This is a genomic window from Caldanaerobacter sp., from assembly GCF_049701115.1.
Lineage (GTDB): Bacteria > Bacillota > Thermoanaerobacteria > Thermoanaerobacterales > Thermoanaerobacteraceae > Thermoanaerobacter.
In genome coordinates this window covers 41311-55339 of record NZ_JBNATX010000002.1, presented here as the reverse complement: position 1 = coordinate 55339, position 14029 = coordinate 41311, and the positions used below count along the sequence as shown (strand labels likewise).

General features: G+C 36.6%; 13 protein-coding genes. All 13 read left to right on the top strand.

Translation table 11 applies throughout. The annotated features are described in order from the left end of the window. A complete protein-coding gene (locus ACPLVE_RS01625; RefSeq protein ID WP_424609442.1) occupies nucleotides 1–1143 on the top strand; it encodes an exo-beta-N-acetylmuramidase NamZ family protein in 1143 nt (380 codons plus the stop codon). Nucleotides 1144–1158: 15 nt separating this feature from the next. Beyond that, nucleotides 1159–2739 (top strand): beta-N-acetylhexosaminidase, encoded by a 1581-nt coding sequence (gene nagZ / locus ACPLVE_RS01620; protein ID WP_424609243.1) that lies wholly within the window; start codon nucleotides 1159–1161, stop codon nucleotides 2737–2739. Nucleotides 2740–2757: 18 nt separating this feature from the next. Further along, complete coding sequence (locus ACPLVE_RS01615; RefSeq protein WP_424609241.1) at nucleotides 2758–3681, top strand: BadF/BadG/BcrA/BcrD ATPase family protein; 924 nt, start codon at nucleotides 2758–2760, stop codon at nucleotides 3679–3681. Next, on the top strand, nucleotides 3678–4886 hold the full coding sequence (locus tag ACPLVE_RS01610; protein WP_424609240.1) for an anhydro-N-acetylmuramic acid kinase: 1209 nt from the start codon (nucleotides 3678–3680) through the stop codon (nucleotides 4884–4886). The genes ACPLVE_RS01615 and ACPLVE_RS01610 overlap by 4 nt, the downstream gene beginning before the upstream one ends. A 14-nt stretch (nucleotides 4887–4900) precedes the next feature. Further along, a complete protein-coding gene (locus ACPLVE_RS01605) occupies nucleotides 4901–5860 on the top strand; it encodes a GNAT family N-acetyltransferase (protein ID WP_424609441.1) in 960 nt (319 codons plus the stop codon). A 97-nt stretch (nucleotides 5861–5957) separates the two neighbouring features. Then, complete coding sequence (locus ACPLVE_RS01600; RefSeq protein ID WP_424609238.1) at nucleotides 5958–6674, top strand: PIG-L deacetylase family protein; 717 nt, start codon at nucleotides 5958–5960, stop codon at nucleotides 6672–6674. A gap of 13 nt (nucleotides 6675–6687) precedes the next feature. After that, nucleotides 6688–7641 (top strand): GNAT family N-acetyltransferase, encoded by a 954-nt coding sequence (locus ACPLVE_RS01595; protein ID WP_424609237.1) that lies wholly within the window; start codon nucleotides 6688–6690, stop codon nucleotides 7639–7641. A 25-nt stretch (nucleotides 7642–7666) separates the two neighbouring features. Further along, nucleotides 7667–8464, top strand: coding sequence for an electron transfer flavoprotein subunit beta/FixA family protein (locus ACPLVE_RS01590; protein ID WP_424609235.1), 798 nt, complete (start codon nucleotides 7667–7669; stop codon nucleotides 8462–8464). Nucleotides 8465–8476: 12 nt separating this feature from the next. Then, a complete protein-coding gene (locus ACPLVE_RS01585) occupies nucleotides 8477–9478 on the top strand; it encodes an electron transfer flavoprotein subunit alpha/FixB family protein (protein WP_424609233.1) in 1002 nt (333 codons plus the stop codon). Further along, entirely contained in the window at nucleotides 9479–10888 is a 1410-nt protein-coding gene (locus tag ACPLVE_RS01580; protein ID WP_424609232.1) for an FAD-binding oxidoreductase, read from the top strand. A 168-nt stretch (nucleotides 10889–11056) separates the two neighbouring features. Continuing rightward, on the top strand, nucleotides 11057–12076 hold the full coding sequence (locus ACPLVE_RS01575) for an ABC transporter permease (protein WP_424609230.1): 1020 nt from the start codon (nucleotides 11057–11059) through the stop codon (nucleotides 12074–12076). A 48-nt stretch (nucleotides 12077–12124) separates the two neighbouring features. Continuing rightward, the gene (locus ACPLVE_RS01570; RefSeq protein WP_424609229.1) at nucleotides 12125–12991 is read left to right on the top strand and encodes an ABC transporter permease; all 867 of its coding nucleotides are present in this window, start codon (nucleotides 12125–12127) and stop codon (nucleotides 12989–12991) included. A gap of 1 nt (nucleotide 12992) precedes the next feature. Next, on the top strand, nucleotides 12993–14027 hold the full coding sequence (locus tag ACPLVE_RS01565) for an ABC transporter ATP-binding protein (protein WP_424609228.1): 1035 nt from the start codon (nucleotides 12993–12995) through the stop codon (nucleotides 14025–14027). Nucleotides 14028–14029 lie beyond the last annotated feature (2 nt).

The following is a 14029-nucleotide window of genomic DNA, read 5'->3' as shown; positions in this document are numbered from 1 at the left end:
TTGGTAAAGTGTGGAGTAGACCTTTTGGAAAAATATAAAAAGCTTTTTAAAGGCAAAAGAATTGGGCTAATTACTTCACCTTCTGGTGTTAATCAAGATATGAAATCTACAATAGAAATCTTCCATGAGAATTTTAACTTAACTGCTTTGTTTTCACCAGAGCACGGAGTGAGAGGAGAATTTCAAGCAGGTGAAAAAGTAAAGGGATACGTAGATGAAAGGACGGGAGTGAAAGTCTATAGCTTATACGGAGATACAAAAAAACCTACACCAGAAATGTTAGAAGAAATAGACGTTTTAGTAATAGATGTGCAGGATGTGGGTTCCAGGTATTATACTTACCTTTATACCATGGCTTATGCAATGGAAGCGTGTAGAGAAAATGGTAAAGAATTTGTAGTTTTAGATAGACCTAATCCTATAGGAGGTTTGAAAGTAGAAGGGAACATATTAGATACCAGGTTTAGGTCTTTTGTAGGATGGTATCCAATTCCGCAGCGGTATGGTCTTACTATAGGGGAGATAGCACATCTATTTAACAAAGAATTTGGCATCAATTGTGATTTTCACGTCGTAAAGCTTGAAGGCTGGAAAAGAGATATGTACTACGATGAAACAGGCCTTTTATGGGTCAACCCCTCACCTAACATTTCTTCTCTAGATGCAGCAGTGCTATATAGCGGTACTTGCTTATTTGAGGGAACTAATATTTCGGAGGGGAGAGGTACTACAAGACCTTTTGAGATTATAGGTGCTCCTTGGATTGACCCTTACAAATTAGCCGATTCTATGAACAAAAAAGGACTAAAAGGGGTTGTATTTAGGCCAGTTTACTTTGTACCCAATTTTTCTAAACACAAAGGGCAGTTGTGCAAAGGGGTTCAAATACACGTAAAAGATAGAAAAGCTGTTGACTCAGTTGAAGTGGGGATAAAGCTATTATACGAGATAATAAGGCAAAGTGGTGAAAATTTTGAATGGTTGCCACCATATGGGGAAAGTAATGTATATTTTATTGATTTGCTGGCAGGTACAGATGAGTTAAGGCTGATGAAGTATGACGAGGATCAGTTATTGGATAAATGGAAAAAAGAAAGTGAAGAGTTTAAAAGATTGAAAGAGAATTATCATTTCTATGAATAGAGAGGATTGAAAAAAATGAAGAAAATAGAAGAAATGACATTGGAAGAAAAAATAGGGCAAATGCTGATGATAGGCTTTCCGTCAACTTTTTACGACGACCATATAAGAGAATTAGTAACAAGTTATAAAATAGGGAATGTAATACTCTTTTCAAGAAATGTGCAGGATGCAAGGCAAATAATGGATTTATGCACTGACATACAGAAAGAAGCAATAGAAAATACCGGAATACCAGCTTTTATCTCTATTGACCAGGAAGGTGGAATGGTCACAAGGATTTACAGAGGAGCTACTTATCTTCCCGGCAATATGGCTATTGGTGCTACAAAAGACCCAGAAAATGCTTATAAAGTGGGAGAAATAGCTGGAAGAGAATTAAGAACTATAGGCATAAACATAAATTTCGCTCCGGTTATGGATGTGAACAACAACCCTTTAAATCCAGTGATAGGAGTCAGGTCTTACGGTGAAAACCCAGAGGATGTGGCTAATTTTGGAATAAACTACATAAAAGGGCTTCAAAAAGAAGGTGTGATAGCTACAGCTAAACATTTTCCAGGGCATGGAGACACAACTGTGGATTCTCACCTTGATTTACCGAAAGTCAGTCATGGCAAGGGTAGGCTATATGAAGTGGAATTATACCCGTTTAAGAAAGCTGTAGAAAATGGCGTAGATGCGATAATGACAGCCCATATCCTTTTTCCAGCTTTGGAAGATAATAAAGTTCCGGCAACTCTTTCTTATAATATCCTTACCCGCATCTTAAGGGAAGAATTCAAGTTTGATGGGTTAATTATAACTGACTGTATGGAAATGAATGCGATAGCCAGATATTTTGGCACTCAAAAGGCGGCGTCAATGGCTATAAAAGCTGGAGCAGATATAGTACTTGTTTCTCATACTAAAGATTTACAGATAAAAGCTTTTGAAAATATAAAAGAAGCTGTAGAAAGAGGAGATATCCCTGTAAAAAGAATAGATGAATCAGTAAGAAGGATACTGAAAATGAAAGAAAAATATGGACTTTTTGACAATCCATATCCTGAAAAAGACAAATTTGATATAGCAGTTGGGATTGAAGAGCATAGAAAAATTGCAAAAGACATAAGTTTAAAGAGCATAACAGTTGTTAAAGATGAGAAAAAATTAATCCCTTTAAAGACGAAGAATGTACTGGCAATTTCTCCTGAAACAGTTCCGGTTTCTTTTGTAGACGATGCTTTGATGGATAGGCTTTCTTTTGCAAGACAATTTACTTCTACATTTGGAGGTGTAGAGGAAACTATTTCTGTAAATCCAAACGATAGAGAAATTTCAGTAATTTTAGAAAAGGCAAGGGATAAAGAAGTAGTTGTCGTGGGCACTTACAATGCTAATTTAAACGAAGGTCAAGTAAAGTTAGTAAACGCACTTTTGCAAGTGAACAAAAATGTAATCGTTGTGGCTTTGAGAAATCCCTATGACCTTCAAAAGTTTGAAAATGTGCCTACTTATGTATGTGCTTACGAGTACACCCCATTGTCAGTAGAAAGCGTGATAGGAGTCTTGATGGGGAAATATCCTGCTTTAGGAAAACTTCCTGTGACCATATGAATTTAGGGAAGTGAAGAAATGGAATATGTAATTGGAATTGATGGAGGAGGCACAAAAAGCGCGATTTCTATCCTGGATTTGCAGGGAAATGTCCTTTTTACAGGAAGAGGGGGACCTACAAATATAAGGTCTGAGGGAAGAGAAGAAGCATGTGAGAACCTAAAAAACTTGATTGTGAAATCTGTAGAAAAAATGCATCTTAAATTGGGTTACTGTAGAGCAATTTGTGTTGGAACAGCTGGAGCAGGAAGGGAAGAAGAAAAAGAGATAGTAACAAATTGTTTAAAGGAAATAGGTGTTAAAGGTAATATAGTTGTTACGCATGATGCAGAAATAATTTTATCAGAGACTATAGAAAAAAGAGAAGGAATAGTAGTGATTGCAGGAACAGGTTCATTGGCTTATGGGAGAAAAGACGGTATAGAGAAAAGAGCCGGCGGATGGGGGCATCTTTTAGGGGATGAAGGGAGTGCTTATTACATTGCTGTAGAGGGTATAAAGGCAGCTTTGAGGTATTACGATGGGAGAGGGAACTACACGAAATTATTAGATATGATGATGAAAAGGCTCAACGTTAAAAGACCTGAGGAATTTATAGGATTTGTTTATAAGGATGGAATTACAAAAGCTGACATAGCAGAATTGGCAAAAGTAGTAGATGAAGCGTATAAAGAAGGAGATAAAGAAGCTAGGGAAATTTTAGAGAAATCAGCCAAAGAGCTTTTTAAGCTTGCAAAAGCAGTCATAGAAGCATTTGAATGGGAAGATGTTGAAATTCCAATTGTAGTAACTGGGAGTGTTTTTGTAAATAACGAATTTGTATTTAAAGAATTTTCTGGGTTAATTAAAAGGTATTATCCTAAAGCGAATATAAAAAAGCTAGATAAAGATGCTTCTTATGGAGCTGCTATTCTAGCGTTGAGTTTTTTAAAAGAACGATGAGAGAGGAAAGTGCGATGGATAGGTTGTTGCGTATTTACAATAAAGAAGAAAGATTAGTGGTTGGGTTAATGTCCGGTACTTCTGCTGACGGGATTGATGCTGCTCTTGTGAAGGTCAAAGGGAGAGGTTTAGATACAAAGGTTGAACTTTTAGAATTTGAAAAGTTTCCGTACGAAGAGGAAGTGCAAAAGAAGATATTTGAGCTTTTTGACCCTCATACTGGAACTGTTGAGAAGATATGCCATATGAATTTTTTACTTGGCGAGCTGTTTGCGGAAGCCGCCTTAAAACTCATTAAAAAAGTAGGTTTTGCCCCGAAAGATATAGATTTAATAGGGTCTCACGGGCAGACCATATATCATATTCCTGACTTTATTGAAGATATGGGATATAAAGTCCGTTCTACTCTTCAAATAGGGGAACCAGCAGTAATAGCTGAAAGAACTGGAATTGTAACAGTGGCTGATTTTAGGGTAAGAGATGTAGCTGCAGGAGGGCAAGGAGCTCCTTTAGTACCCTACACTGAATATATCTTGTATAGGTCACCAAATGAAACAATTGCCTTACAAAATATAGGTGGAATTGGCAATGTTACTGTTTTGCCTAAAGGAGGTAGTATAGAAGACGTAATTGCATTTGATACAGGTCCTGGAAACATGGTGATAGATGAAGTTGTGAAGAGGATTACTCATGGGGAAATGAAATTCGACAAAGATGGTGAATTAGCATCTTATGGGAAAGTAAATGAAGAATTTTTAGCAGAACTTTTAAAAGATGAGTTTTTTGAAATTAAGCCACCAAAGACCACTGGTAGGGAGCATTTTGGGAAAAATTATGTGGATAATTTGATGAAAAGGGCTTCCTACTTGGAAATAGATAAATACGATTTGGTTGCTACTGTTACAGCTTTAACTGCTTATTCAGTGGTGAGAAGCTACGAAAAGTTTATATTTCCCTACTACAAAGTTGACAAAGTAGTAATAGGAGGTGGAGGAAGTTTCAACAAAACCCTTGTACAAATGATAAAAAAACTGCTGCCTCAGGTTAGGGTAATAACGCAAGAAGACATAGGATTTAATAGCGATGCCAAAGAAGCTGTTGCTTTTGCAATCCTTGCAAGTGAGACTATAAATGGCAATTTTAACAATATTCCAAAAGCAACAGGAGCAAAACATCCGGTGGTAATGGGAAAAATTTCTTTATAGTAGGTGGTGTGGTAATGGTTATTGACTATCTGCCGTTGGCAAGAGATAAGGGAGAAGAGATTGTAAGGCTATGGAATAAAGAATTGGGTAAAGAATTTCCACTCAGAAAAGAGTTGTTTTATCAAAATAGCCTTGAGGATGAAAATGTACTTCTAGAAGGTTCTTGGATAGCTTTAGAAAAGGAGAGGTTGGTAGGATTTATAATTTCAAAGATATGGAAAGAGGATTTGGAATGTGTAAAAAACAAAAAAGATACAGGATATATACAGGTAATACTAGTGGATTCGGACTATAGAAATAAAGGCATAGGAAGTGAGTTATTAAGAAAAGCTGAAGAAGCTTTAAAGGCAAATGGAGTAAAAACAGTAGTTTTAGGGCAGGATCCGTGGCATTATTTTCCTGGTATTCCTTTTGAATACATAGACACAGTAGAATGGTTTAAGAAGAAAGGTTATGTAGAGTTTGGAGAAGAGTATGACTTATACTGTCGACTAAATGGTGAAGGCCAAGTTACATTGCCTGTTTTCCCGGAAGTTGAATTTAAGATTTTGGGTAGGTGGCAAAAAAACAGTTTTCTTGAATTTTTAGAAAGATGCTTTCCCGGCAGATGGGAGTATGAAGCAATAAAGTATTTTGAAAAAGGGGGAGAAGGAAGAGAATTTGTAGTAGCGGAGAAGAAGGGGAAGATAATTGGATTTTGCAGAATAAATGACAGTAAATCTCCTTTTATTGCTCAAAATGTTTACTGGGCTCCTTTGTTTGAAGAAGAGCTAGGAGGAATAGGGCCATTAGGCATAGATCCAGAAGAAAGAGGAAAAGGATATGGTTTAGCCATTGTTCAAGCAGGTATGTATTTTCTGAATCAGAGGGGAATAAGAAATATAGTAATTGATTGGACAAATCTTGTAGACTTCTACGGGAAATTGGGTTTCAAGATTTGGAAGAAATATGTTAAATGTAAGAAGCAATTTTAAATGAAAAGACAAATTAAGGGTAATTATAGGGAAATAAGCAAAGATAATTAAACATGGAAAATTAGAGGAGATATAGCTGAAAGAGGTGTTAATAAAAATGAGTAAGAAATTACACATTATGGCAGTAGGTGCTCACTGTGGAGATATGGAATTAGTTGCGGGGGGAGTGATTGCAAAATACACGCGGGCAGGACATGAAGCAAGTATTGTACATCTTACTCCCGGAGAAAAAGGGCATCCACATTTAAAACCTGAGGAATATGCTAAACAAAAGATTGAAGAGGCAAAAAAAGCTGCAGAAATCTTAGGGGCAGAGCCTATCTTTCTACCTTACAGAGATGCTGAACTTCCAGTAAATGATGAAGTAAAATTCAAGTTGGCGGAGGTAATAAGAGAAAAGAAGCCCGATGTTATAATCACCCATTGGAAAAATAGTATGCATCCAGATCATGCAAATACTTATCTCATAGTGGAAGGAGCATTATTAATTGCGGCTTTACCTGCCTTTGAACTGAAGTATCCTGCTCACGGGGTTAGAGGTCTATTTTACGGGGAAAATTGGGAAGATCCTTATGGATTTGAACCGGATGTGTATGTAGATATTACTTCTACGTACGATGTCTGGGTGGAAGCAATAAAACAATATGAGTTTGTAAGAGGAGGAGTTTCTACTTTTAGATATTTAGATTACTACACTCACTTAGCCGTAGTAAGAGGTTGCTTGATGGGAGTAAAATACGCTCAAGCTTTTATGATGCCAGAAGGAGCTAATAAAAGAAGAGGCGCATCTTTACCTGGATTTAATTTAGAATAGGGAGTTGAAAAGAATGAGGTATATAGTTAGAACTTATCGAGGTGGGGATGAAAAAGGGATAGTAGAAGCATGGCAGCAAAGCCTTCCATTTGACCCAATAAACCAACACCTATTTCGTACAAAAGTATTGTTAGATCCCAATTTTGACCCTGAGGGAGCGATTGTAGCTGAAAATGAAAAAGGTCAGATAATTGGTTTTACTCTTACTTTGGTAAGAAAATTGCCTATGTACAAAGATGATTTAGAGCCAGAGAATAGCTGGATTACAGTCTTCTTTGTACATCCAGCTTATAGAGGCCAGGGAATTGGGACAAAGATGTTTGAAAAAGCGAAAGAATTTGTTAAGAAGAAGGGGCGAAAATATATATTCTTCTCTTCCTATGCTCCAAACTATTTTTTACCAGGCATTGATGAAAAGACATACCACGAAGGTTACAGATTTCTCTTAAAACAAGGTTTTACAAAATTATACTCTCCTGTAGCAATGGATAGGTCGCTACTAGATTTTACGATACCTGAAGAAGTGAAAAAGCTGAAAGAACAAAGAGAAAAAGAAGGGTTTAAATTTGGATATGCTGAGGACAGACATCTATATGAGTTAATTGAATTTGCAAATGTAGTTTTCAATCCCGACTGGGGGAGAGCAATAAGAGAAGGAATTTTACAGGGATTGCCTTTGGAGCAAATACTTGTTGCAGAGAAAGATGATAAAATAGTGGGATTTTGTCTATACGGGGCATATGAAGGGATTCGCGAAAGGTTCGGTCCATTTGGAGTTGACCCTTCAATGCAAGGGTTAGGTCTGGGGAAGATACTTTTAAACTATTGCCTTTTTGAGATGCGGTGTAAAGGGCTACACAATGTGTGGTTTTTATGGACCGGAGAAGAAAGCGCGGCAGGGCATTTATATAAAAAGACGGGTTTTAAAGTGACGAGGAAGTTTCATGTGATGAGGTTTAGTTTTTAAAAGTAGATGAAAAGGAGAAAGACCTATGAGAATAATAGTCCCAATAAAACAAGTACCTGAGACGAGCAATGTAAGAATGGATCCTGTGACAGGAACAATGGTGAGAGAAGGAGTAGAAAGTATAGTAAATCCCCTCGATTTATATGCCATAGAAACAGCGATAAGGCTAAAAGAGAAATATGATGGAGAAATAATTGTTATATCCATGGGGCCTGAAAAAGCAATAGAAGCAATAAAAGAGGCAATAGCTATGGGATGTGATGACGGGATTTTGCTCTCTGATAAAAGGTTTGCTGGAGCAGATACTTTTGCGACTTCGTATGTATTAGCTAAAGCTATCGAAAAAATAGGTCTTTTTGACCTTATAATATGCGGAGAGCGTGCAACAGATGGAGATACAGGGCAAGTAGGGCCTGGAATAGCCTCTTTCCTTGACTTACCACTTTCGACTTTTACGAGTGAAATTATAAAAATAGACGGCAAAAAAATTTTAGTAAAAAGACTTGTAGAAGAAGGTTATGAAGAAATTGAAATGCCGTTGCCAGCTGTATTGACGGTGGTAAAGGAAATAAGTGAACCAAGGTTACCTACTTTAAAAGGTAAAATAAAAGCGAAAAGTATAAAAATTCCTATTTGGAATGCAGAAAAAATAAATGCTGAAGAGGATAAGATAGGGCTTAAGGGTTCTCCAACTCGAGTAGTGAAAATATTCAACCCAAAAGTAATGAGAGAGGGCAAAAAGATAGTTGTAAAAGATGAGGCTACCTTGCACAAAGCACTGGAAGAAATTTTAAACTACCTGATAGAAAAAGAGTTCATTTAAGGAGGCTTAAAAGTGGGTGATGTTTGGACACTAGCAGAGTTTAGATATGGAAAATTAAAAAGTGTATCATTTGAACTTTTGGCTAGAGGAAGAATCCTTGCTGATAAATTAGGTAGTTCACTTGTCTCAATCTTATTGGGATATGGGATTAAGGGAAAAGATATAGACGAACTTATAAAAAGAGGTGCAGACAAAGTATACGTAGTAGAAGACCCAAGGCTTGAGAACTTTATTGTAGAAGTGTACTCTCGAATTATTCTATATCTCCTTGATGAGTACAATCCAGATATATTTATAGCAGCTGCAACTACTATGGGAAAGACGTTAATGCCCTATGTAGCAGTTAAAAGAAAAACGGGACTTACGGCAGATTGCACTTTTCTAGATATAGAAGAAGAAACTGGACTACTTTTACAAACAAGACCCGCAATAGGAGGAAATATTCTCGCGACTATAAAAACCCCTTTTACTAAGCCTCAAATGGCTACAATAAGACCCCATTCGATAAAGCCAGCATTCTATGATGAAGGGAGAAAAGGAGAGGTTGTATATAAAAAATTTAATGACGAAGTCTTTTCTGCTTCAACTAGATTTTTGAGATTTGTAAAAAACGAATCAGAGCAGATAAATTTACAAGAAGCAAAAGTAATAGTTTCAGGAGGAAGAGGTTTAGGAAGAGCTGAGAACTTCAAACTAGTAGAAGATCTGGCAAAAATTCTAGGAGGAGCGGTTGGAGCTACTAGAGATGTTGTAGATAGAGGGTGGAAGCCTTATCCCCATCAAGTGGGTTTAAGTGGAAAAACTGTTTCACCAGAACTGTATATAGCTGTAGGCATTTCAGGGGCTATACAGCATATAGCAGGTATGCAAAGTTCAGAAAATATTATAGCTATAAATAAAGATCCAGATGCGCCAATATTTAAAATTGCTGATCTAGGCATAGTGGGAGACTTACATCAGATAGTTCCTTTGCTTATAGAAAAGATAAAGGAATACAAGAAAGAGGCGAGGTAAGTGTATAATAAGCTGACAAATGAAATTGTAGAAGAGCTTAAAAAAATAGTTGGCGCTAATAACGTTATATACGGTAATCCTGATGCATTAGAAGCCTATTCCCATGATGAAGTGGCAGAAAAGCATTATGCCCATATGCCGGAAGCTGTTGTAAAACCCTCATCGGCAGAAGAAATAGCACAAATAGTGAGGCTAGCAAACAAATACAAAATCCCTGTTACGCCTAGAGGTGCTGGTAGTGGCCTTTCTGGCGGAGCAGTACCTATATATGGTGGAATTGTGTTATCCGTTGAAAAGATGAATAAGATTCTTGAAATAGATAAAGAAAATCTGGTAGTAGTTGTTGAACCTGGGGTTGTTACAAATGAAATTAATAATGCCGTAAAAGAATATGGTCTATTTTATGCGGGATACCCTATGAGTGTAGAAACCTGCTATATAGGAGGCAATGTTGCAGAAAATGCAGGTGGTGGAAGAGCAGTAAAGTATGGGGTTACCGGAAGATATGTAATAGGTTTAGAAGTAGTGACTCCAACAGGAGATATTGTACATCTTGGTGGTAAAGTGATGAAGGACGTTACAGGATATGACCTTATACACCTTATGGTAGGTTCTGAAGGGACACTTGGGATATTTACAAAGATATACCTTAAACTTATGCCACTTCCTCAAGCAAAAGTAGATTTGCTGGTGCTTTTTGAAGATATAGATACTGCTATTAAAATAGTGCCCAAAATCATGACTTTTGGAAGAATAATACCTACGTCTATAGAATTTATGGATGACCTTTCATTTAAAGTGTCATGCAGATATCTCAATGAAAAGATACCCTTTGAGGAAGCAGGAGCAATGCTTTTAATAGAACTTGACGGAAACAATAAGGCAGAATTAGAAGAGCAGTATGAAATTATAGGAAACTTGTGTATGGAAAATGGCGCAATAGAGGTGTATGTTGCTGATAATGCCACAACTTCAGAAAGAATATGGAGAATAAGGCGGAATATTGCAGAGGCATGGAAACAGTTCAGTCCTCATCAAAGTCTAGAAGATGTTGTGGTTCCTATATCTGAAATTCCTACTTTTCTCAAAAAAATAAGAGAAATTTCAAACAAATACAGAATACCTATTCCGTGTTACGGACATGCGGGAGATGGGAATATCCACGCAACTCCCATAAAGCCGCCAGAACTTTCTATGAAAGAGTGGCATGAAAAGCTTGAGAAACTTCTTGAAGAAATGTATGTTGTAGTAAAGGAGTTGGGCGGTGTAATAAGTGGTGAACACGGTATAGGGCATAAGAGGAAAAAATATCTTCCATTAGTATTGGAACCAGCGCATATAGAGATGATGAGAGCTATAAAAAAGGCTTTAGATCCAAATCTCATACTTAATCCTGGGAAAATAATATAAAACCAACCTTGACAAGACCAAATAAATATGGTATAATAAGAGGGGGAGTATAAAATTTAATAACAAGAATACAAAATAGGGAGGTGTCATAAACTCTTAAGTTGAAAAAAGCCCCGTTTTAGAAAGATAAACTATGTAAACTTTTAATAATGGAATAGGTGATGATAAATGATGAAAAAAATCCTGACAAATTACTTTTTCATAAGATTTTTAAGAGCATTAGTTACAATTTTTGTGGTAGCTACTTTTACGTTTTTCTTGATACGCCTTATGCCGGGAAATCCTTTAGATATTTTTATAGCAACTCAGTTATCTCAGGGTGTTCCTTTACAAGAGGCGCAAGAAAGAGCAGCGTCGCTATTCCACATAGACTTAAGTAAACCTTTGTTAGTACAATACGTGGATTATTTAAAAAATTTAGCAAGAGGAGATTTTGGAGTGTCAATTATTTCTACAAATACTCCGGTAAGTAAAATTATATTGCGCTTCTTACCTTGGACGTTGTTTGTAGTTACTGTGTCGCTGTTTATAAGTTTTGTTGGCGGTGTACTTCTAGGGGTTTTAATGGCAATTTACAGGAATAGTTGGTTAGATCAAGTTCTCTCTTTCTTTGCTTCTATTATTTCAGCTGTACCGAATTACGTTATAGCTATGTTGATAGTAGTTTACTTTGGTGTAAAATTGAAATGGTTTAATATAGCTGAGATACGAGGTTCTTTATCACCAGGTGTAAGACCTGAATTTTCACTCTATTTTCTAAAAGATGCTTTTTACCACGCTATGCTTCCGATAATAGTGTATGTACTTACAACAATAGGTTCGTGGATGTTGGTTATGAAATCAAGTACAATTTCGACTTTAGGAGAGGATTATGTAGAAGTTGCAAAAGCGAGAGGAATAAAGCAAGCTAATATAATGATAAACTATGTAGGACGAAATGCTATTTTGCCATTGTTTGTATCTTTAGCGATTTCTATCGGGTTTGTAGTAGGTGGTTCGCCTTTAATTGAAAGTATTTTTGTATATCAGGGTATAGGACTAAAACTTAGTGATGCTATAGTTACACGGGATTATCCTGTGATGCAGGCAATATTTTTAATAATTACTGCTTCAGTTGTGTTTGCCAATTTCTTGGCGGATATTTTGTTAGGAGTGCTAGATCCCAGAATACGTACTTCTAGAAGTTGACTAAAGGCTGGATTAATAAATTAAATTATTGGGAGAGGAAAGGTAGTAATGGAAAATATATTAACTAGCTTGAAAGAATCCTTAAAAATTATGATGAGGAATAAGGTTGGCTTTGTAGGTTTTATAGGTACTTTGTTTTTTATACTGCTTGCTTTTATAGGACCTTATTTGATGCCTCTTAATATGAAAACAGATCTTAATAGTATTTACACGGGTCCTACCCTGGCTCATCCACTAGGTACAGATTACCAAGGGAGAGACATACTGATGCAGGTTCTTCATGGAGGTAGAGAGGTAATATATGTAGCTTTAATGGCAGCTCTTTTAACTGTATTAATTGCGGCGACTTTTGGTGCTTTGGCGGCGGTGGTAGGTGGAATTGTTGATACATTGTTAAATGGTTTAGCAGAGATAATAATAACTATTCCTCATTTTCCATTATTATTAGTTTTAGCTTCGCTTATCAAATTTAAATCTGCCACAGGATTAGCTGTAATATTGGCTGCTATTGGCTGGGGAGGATTAATGAGAGCCATAAGAGCGCAGGTTTTATCCTTAAAAGAAAGGGATTATGTAGAGGCGGCAAGAGTTTTGGGTCTACCTATTAGCCATATAATTTTCAAGGAAATTCTTCCTAATATGTTAAGTTATATCTCTGTACAGTTTATTTTAAGTATGACAGGAGCTATATACGCACAAGTAGGATTGATTTTCTTGGGAGTAGTTCCTATGGAGCAGCATAACTGGGGTGTAATGATTACACTGGCATGGAACCAGGGAGCACTGTTTAATCCAAAAGCCCAATGGTACTTATTAGTTCCAATAACCATCATAGTGTTATTACAATTATCTCTTATCACTATGACTAGATCGATGGAAGAACTATTTAACCCAAGGTTAAGAAGAGGAGGATAATATGGCAACAAAACACATTATAGTAGAGGATTTGAGTGTTGAATATTTAGGACCTACCAAAAAAATTTATGCACTCCAGCATGTTTCGCTTGAAATATACAGAGGAGAATCTATTGCGCTGGTTGGAGAAAGTGGTTGTGGAAAATCGACATTGGGTGCAGCTTTTATAAAGCTACTTCCTGTAAACAGCAGGATAACTAGTGGGCGAATAAGATTTATAAATAGTTCAAAAGAAATAAATATTCTTGAACTATCCCAGAATGAATTACAAAAAATTCGCTGGTCAAAGATAGTTATGATGGCACAAGGGGCACTTAATGCTTTCAACCCAGTGATGCGCATAAAGGACCATTTTATAGATACAGCCTACTCTCATGGATGGAAAAATAAAGCAGAAGTTTTAAAGAAAGCACGTTATTTGTTAGAAAGAGTTCACTTGGATAGTGAAAGGGTATTAAACTCGTTTCCCCATGAATTATCTGGCGGAATGAGACAAAGAGTACTCCTTTCATTAGGGTTGTTTCTAAATCCAGAGGTTGTGATACTTGATGAACCTACGACTGCGCTGGATATATTAACACAAAGAAACATAATAGAGTTATTAAAAGAACTCAAAAAAGATTTTAATTTCACACTTATATTTATAACGCATGACCTTAGTTTGGCTGCTGAATTAGCAGATAGGGTCGCAGTAATGTATGCAGGTAAAATAGTAGAAGTTGGAGATGTGTATAATATATTTGGCACTCCGTACCATCCCTATACTGCAGGTTTGATTACTTCGACTCCTCAATTGAGAGGTAAAAGAACAGAAATAACTTCTATTCCAGGATCGCCTCCTAATTTATCGGAGATATTTCAAGGATGCCCGTTTTATGAAAGGTGCCCTTTAAGGAGTAATGTATGTTTAAATACACCCCCCACATTGACTTTTGTAGACGGGCAGGAAGGGCATTTTGTAGCATGTCATCATGCGAGCAAGGATACTTTATCTAAGATAAGGCAAAGTGATTGGCTTTCAATCATTCAAAAATAGTG

What these genes read in the sequence shown, in the direction of transcription:
- nagZ (WP_424609243.1), top strand. Translation starts at nt 1,159, where the DNA reads ATGAAGAAAATAGAAGAAATGACATTGGAAGAAAAAATAGGGCAAATG.
- ACPLVE_RS01615 (WP_424609241.1), top strand. Translation starts at nt 2,758, where the DNA reads ATGGAATATGTAATTGGAATTGATGGAGGAGGCACAAAAAGCGCGATT.
- ACPLVE_RS01610 (WP_424609240.1), top strand. Translation starts at nt 3,678, where the DNA reads ATGAGAGAGGAAAGTGCGATGGATAGGTTGTTGCGTATTTACAATAAA.
- ACPLVE_RS01605 (WP_424609441.1), top strand. Translation starts at nt 4,901, where the DNA reads ATGGTTATTGACTATCTGCCGTTGGCAAGAGATAAGGGAGAAGAGATT.
- ACPLVE_RS01600 (WP_424609238.1), top strand. Translation starts at nt 5,958, where the DNA reads ATGAGTAAGAAATTACACATTATGGCAGTAGGTGCTCACTGTGGAGAT.
- ACPLVE_RS01595 (WP_424609237.1), top strand. Translation starts at nt 6,688, where the DNA reads ATGAGGTATATAGTTAGAACTTATCGAGGTGGGGATGAAAAAGGGATA.
- ACPLVE_RS01590 (WP_424609235.1), top strand. Translation starts at nt 7,667, where the DNA reads ATGAGAATAATAGTCCCAATAAAACAAGTACCTGAGACGAGCAATGTA.
- ACPLVE_RS01575 (WP_424609230.1), top strand. Translation starts at nt 11,057, where the DNA reads ATGATGAAAAAAATCCTGACAAATTACTTTTTCATAAGATTTTTAAGA.
- ACPLVE_RS01570 (WP_424609229.1), top strand. Translation starts at nt 12,125, where the DNA reads ATGGAAAATATATTAACTAGCTTGAAAGAATCCTTAAAAATTATGATG.
- ACPLVE_RS01565 (WP_424609228.1), top strand. Translation starts at nt 12,993, where the DNA reads ATGGCAACAAAACACATTATAGTAGAGGATTTGAGTGTTGAATATTTA.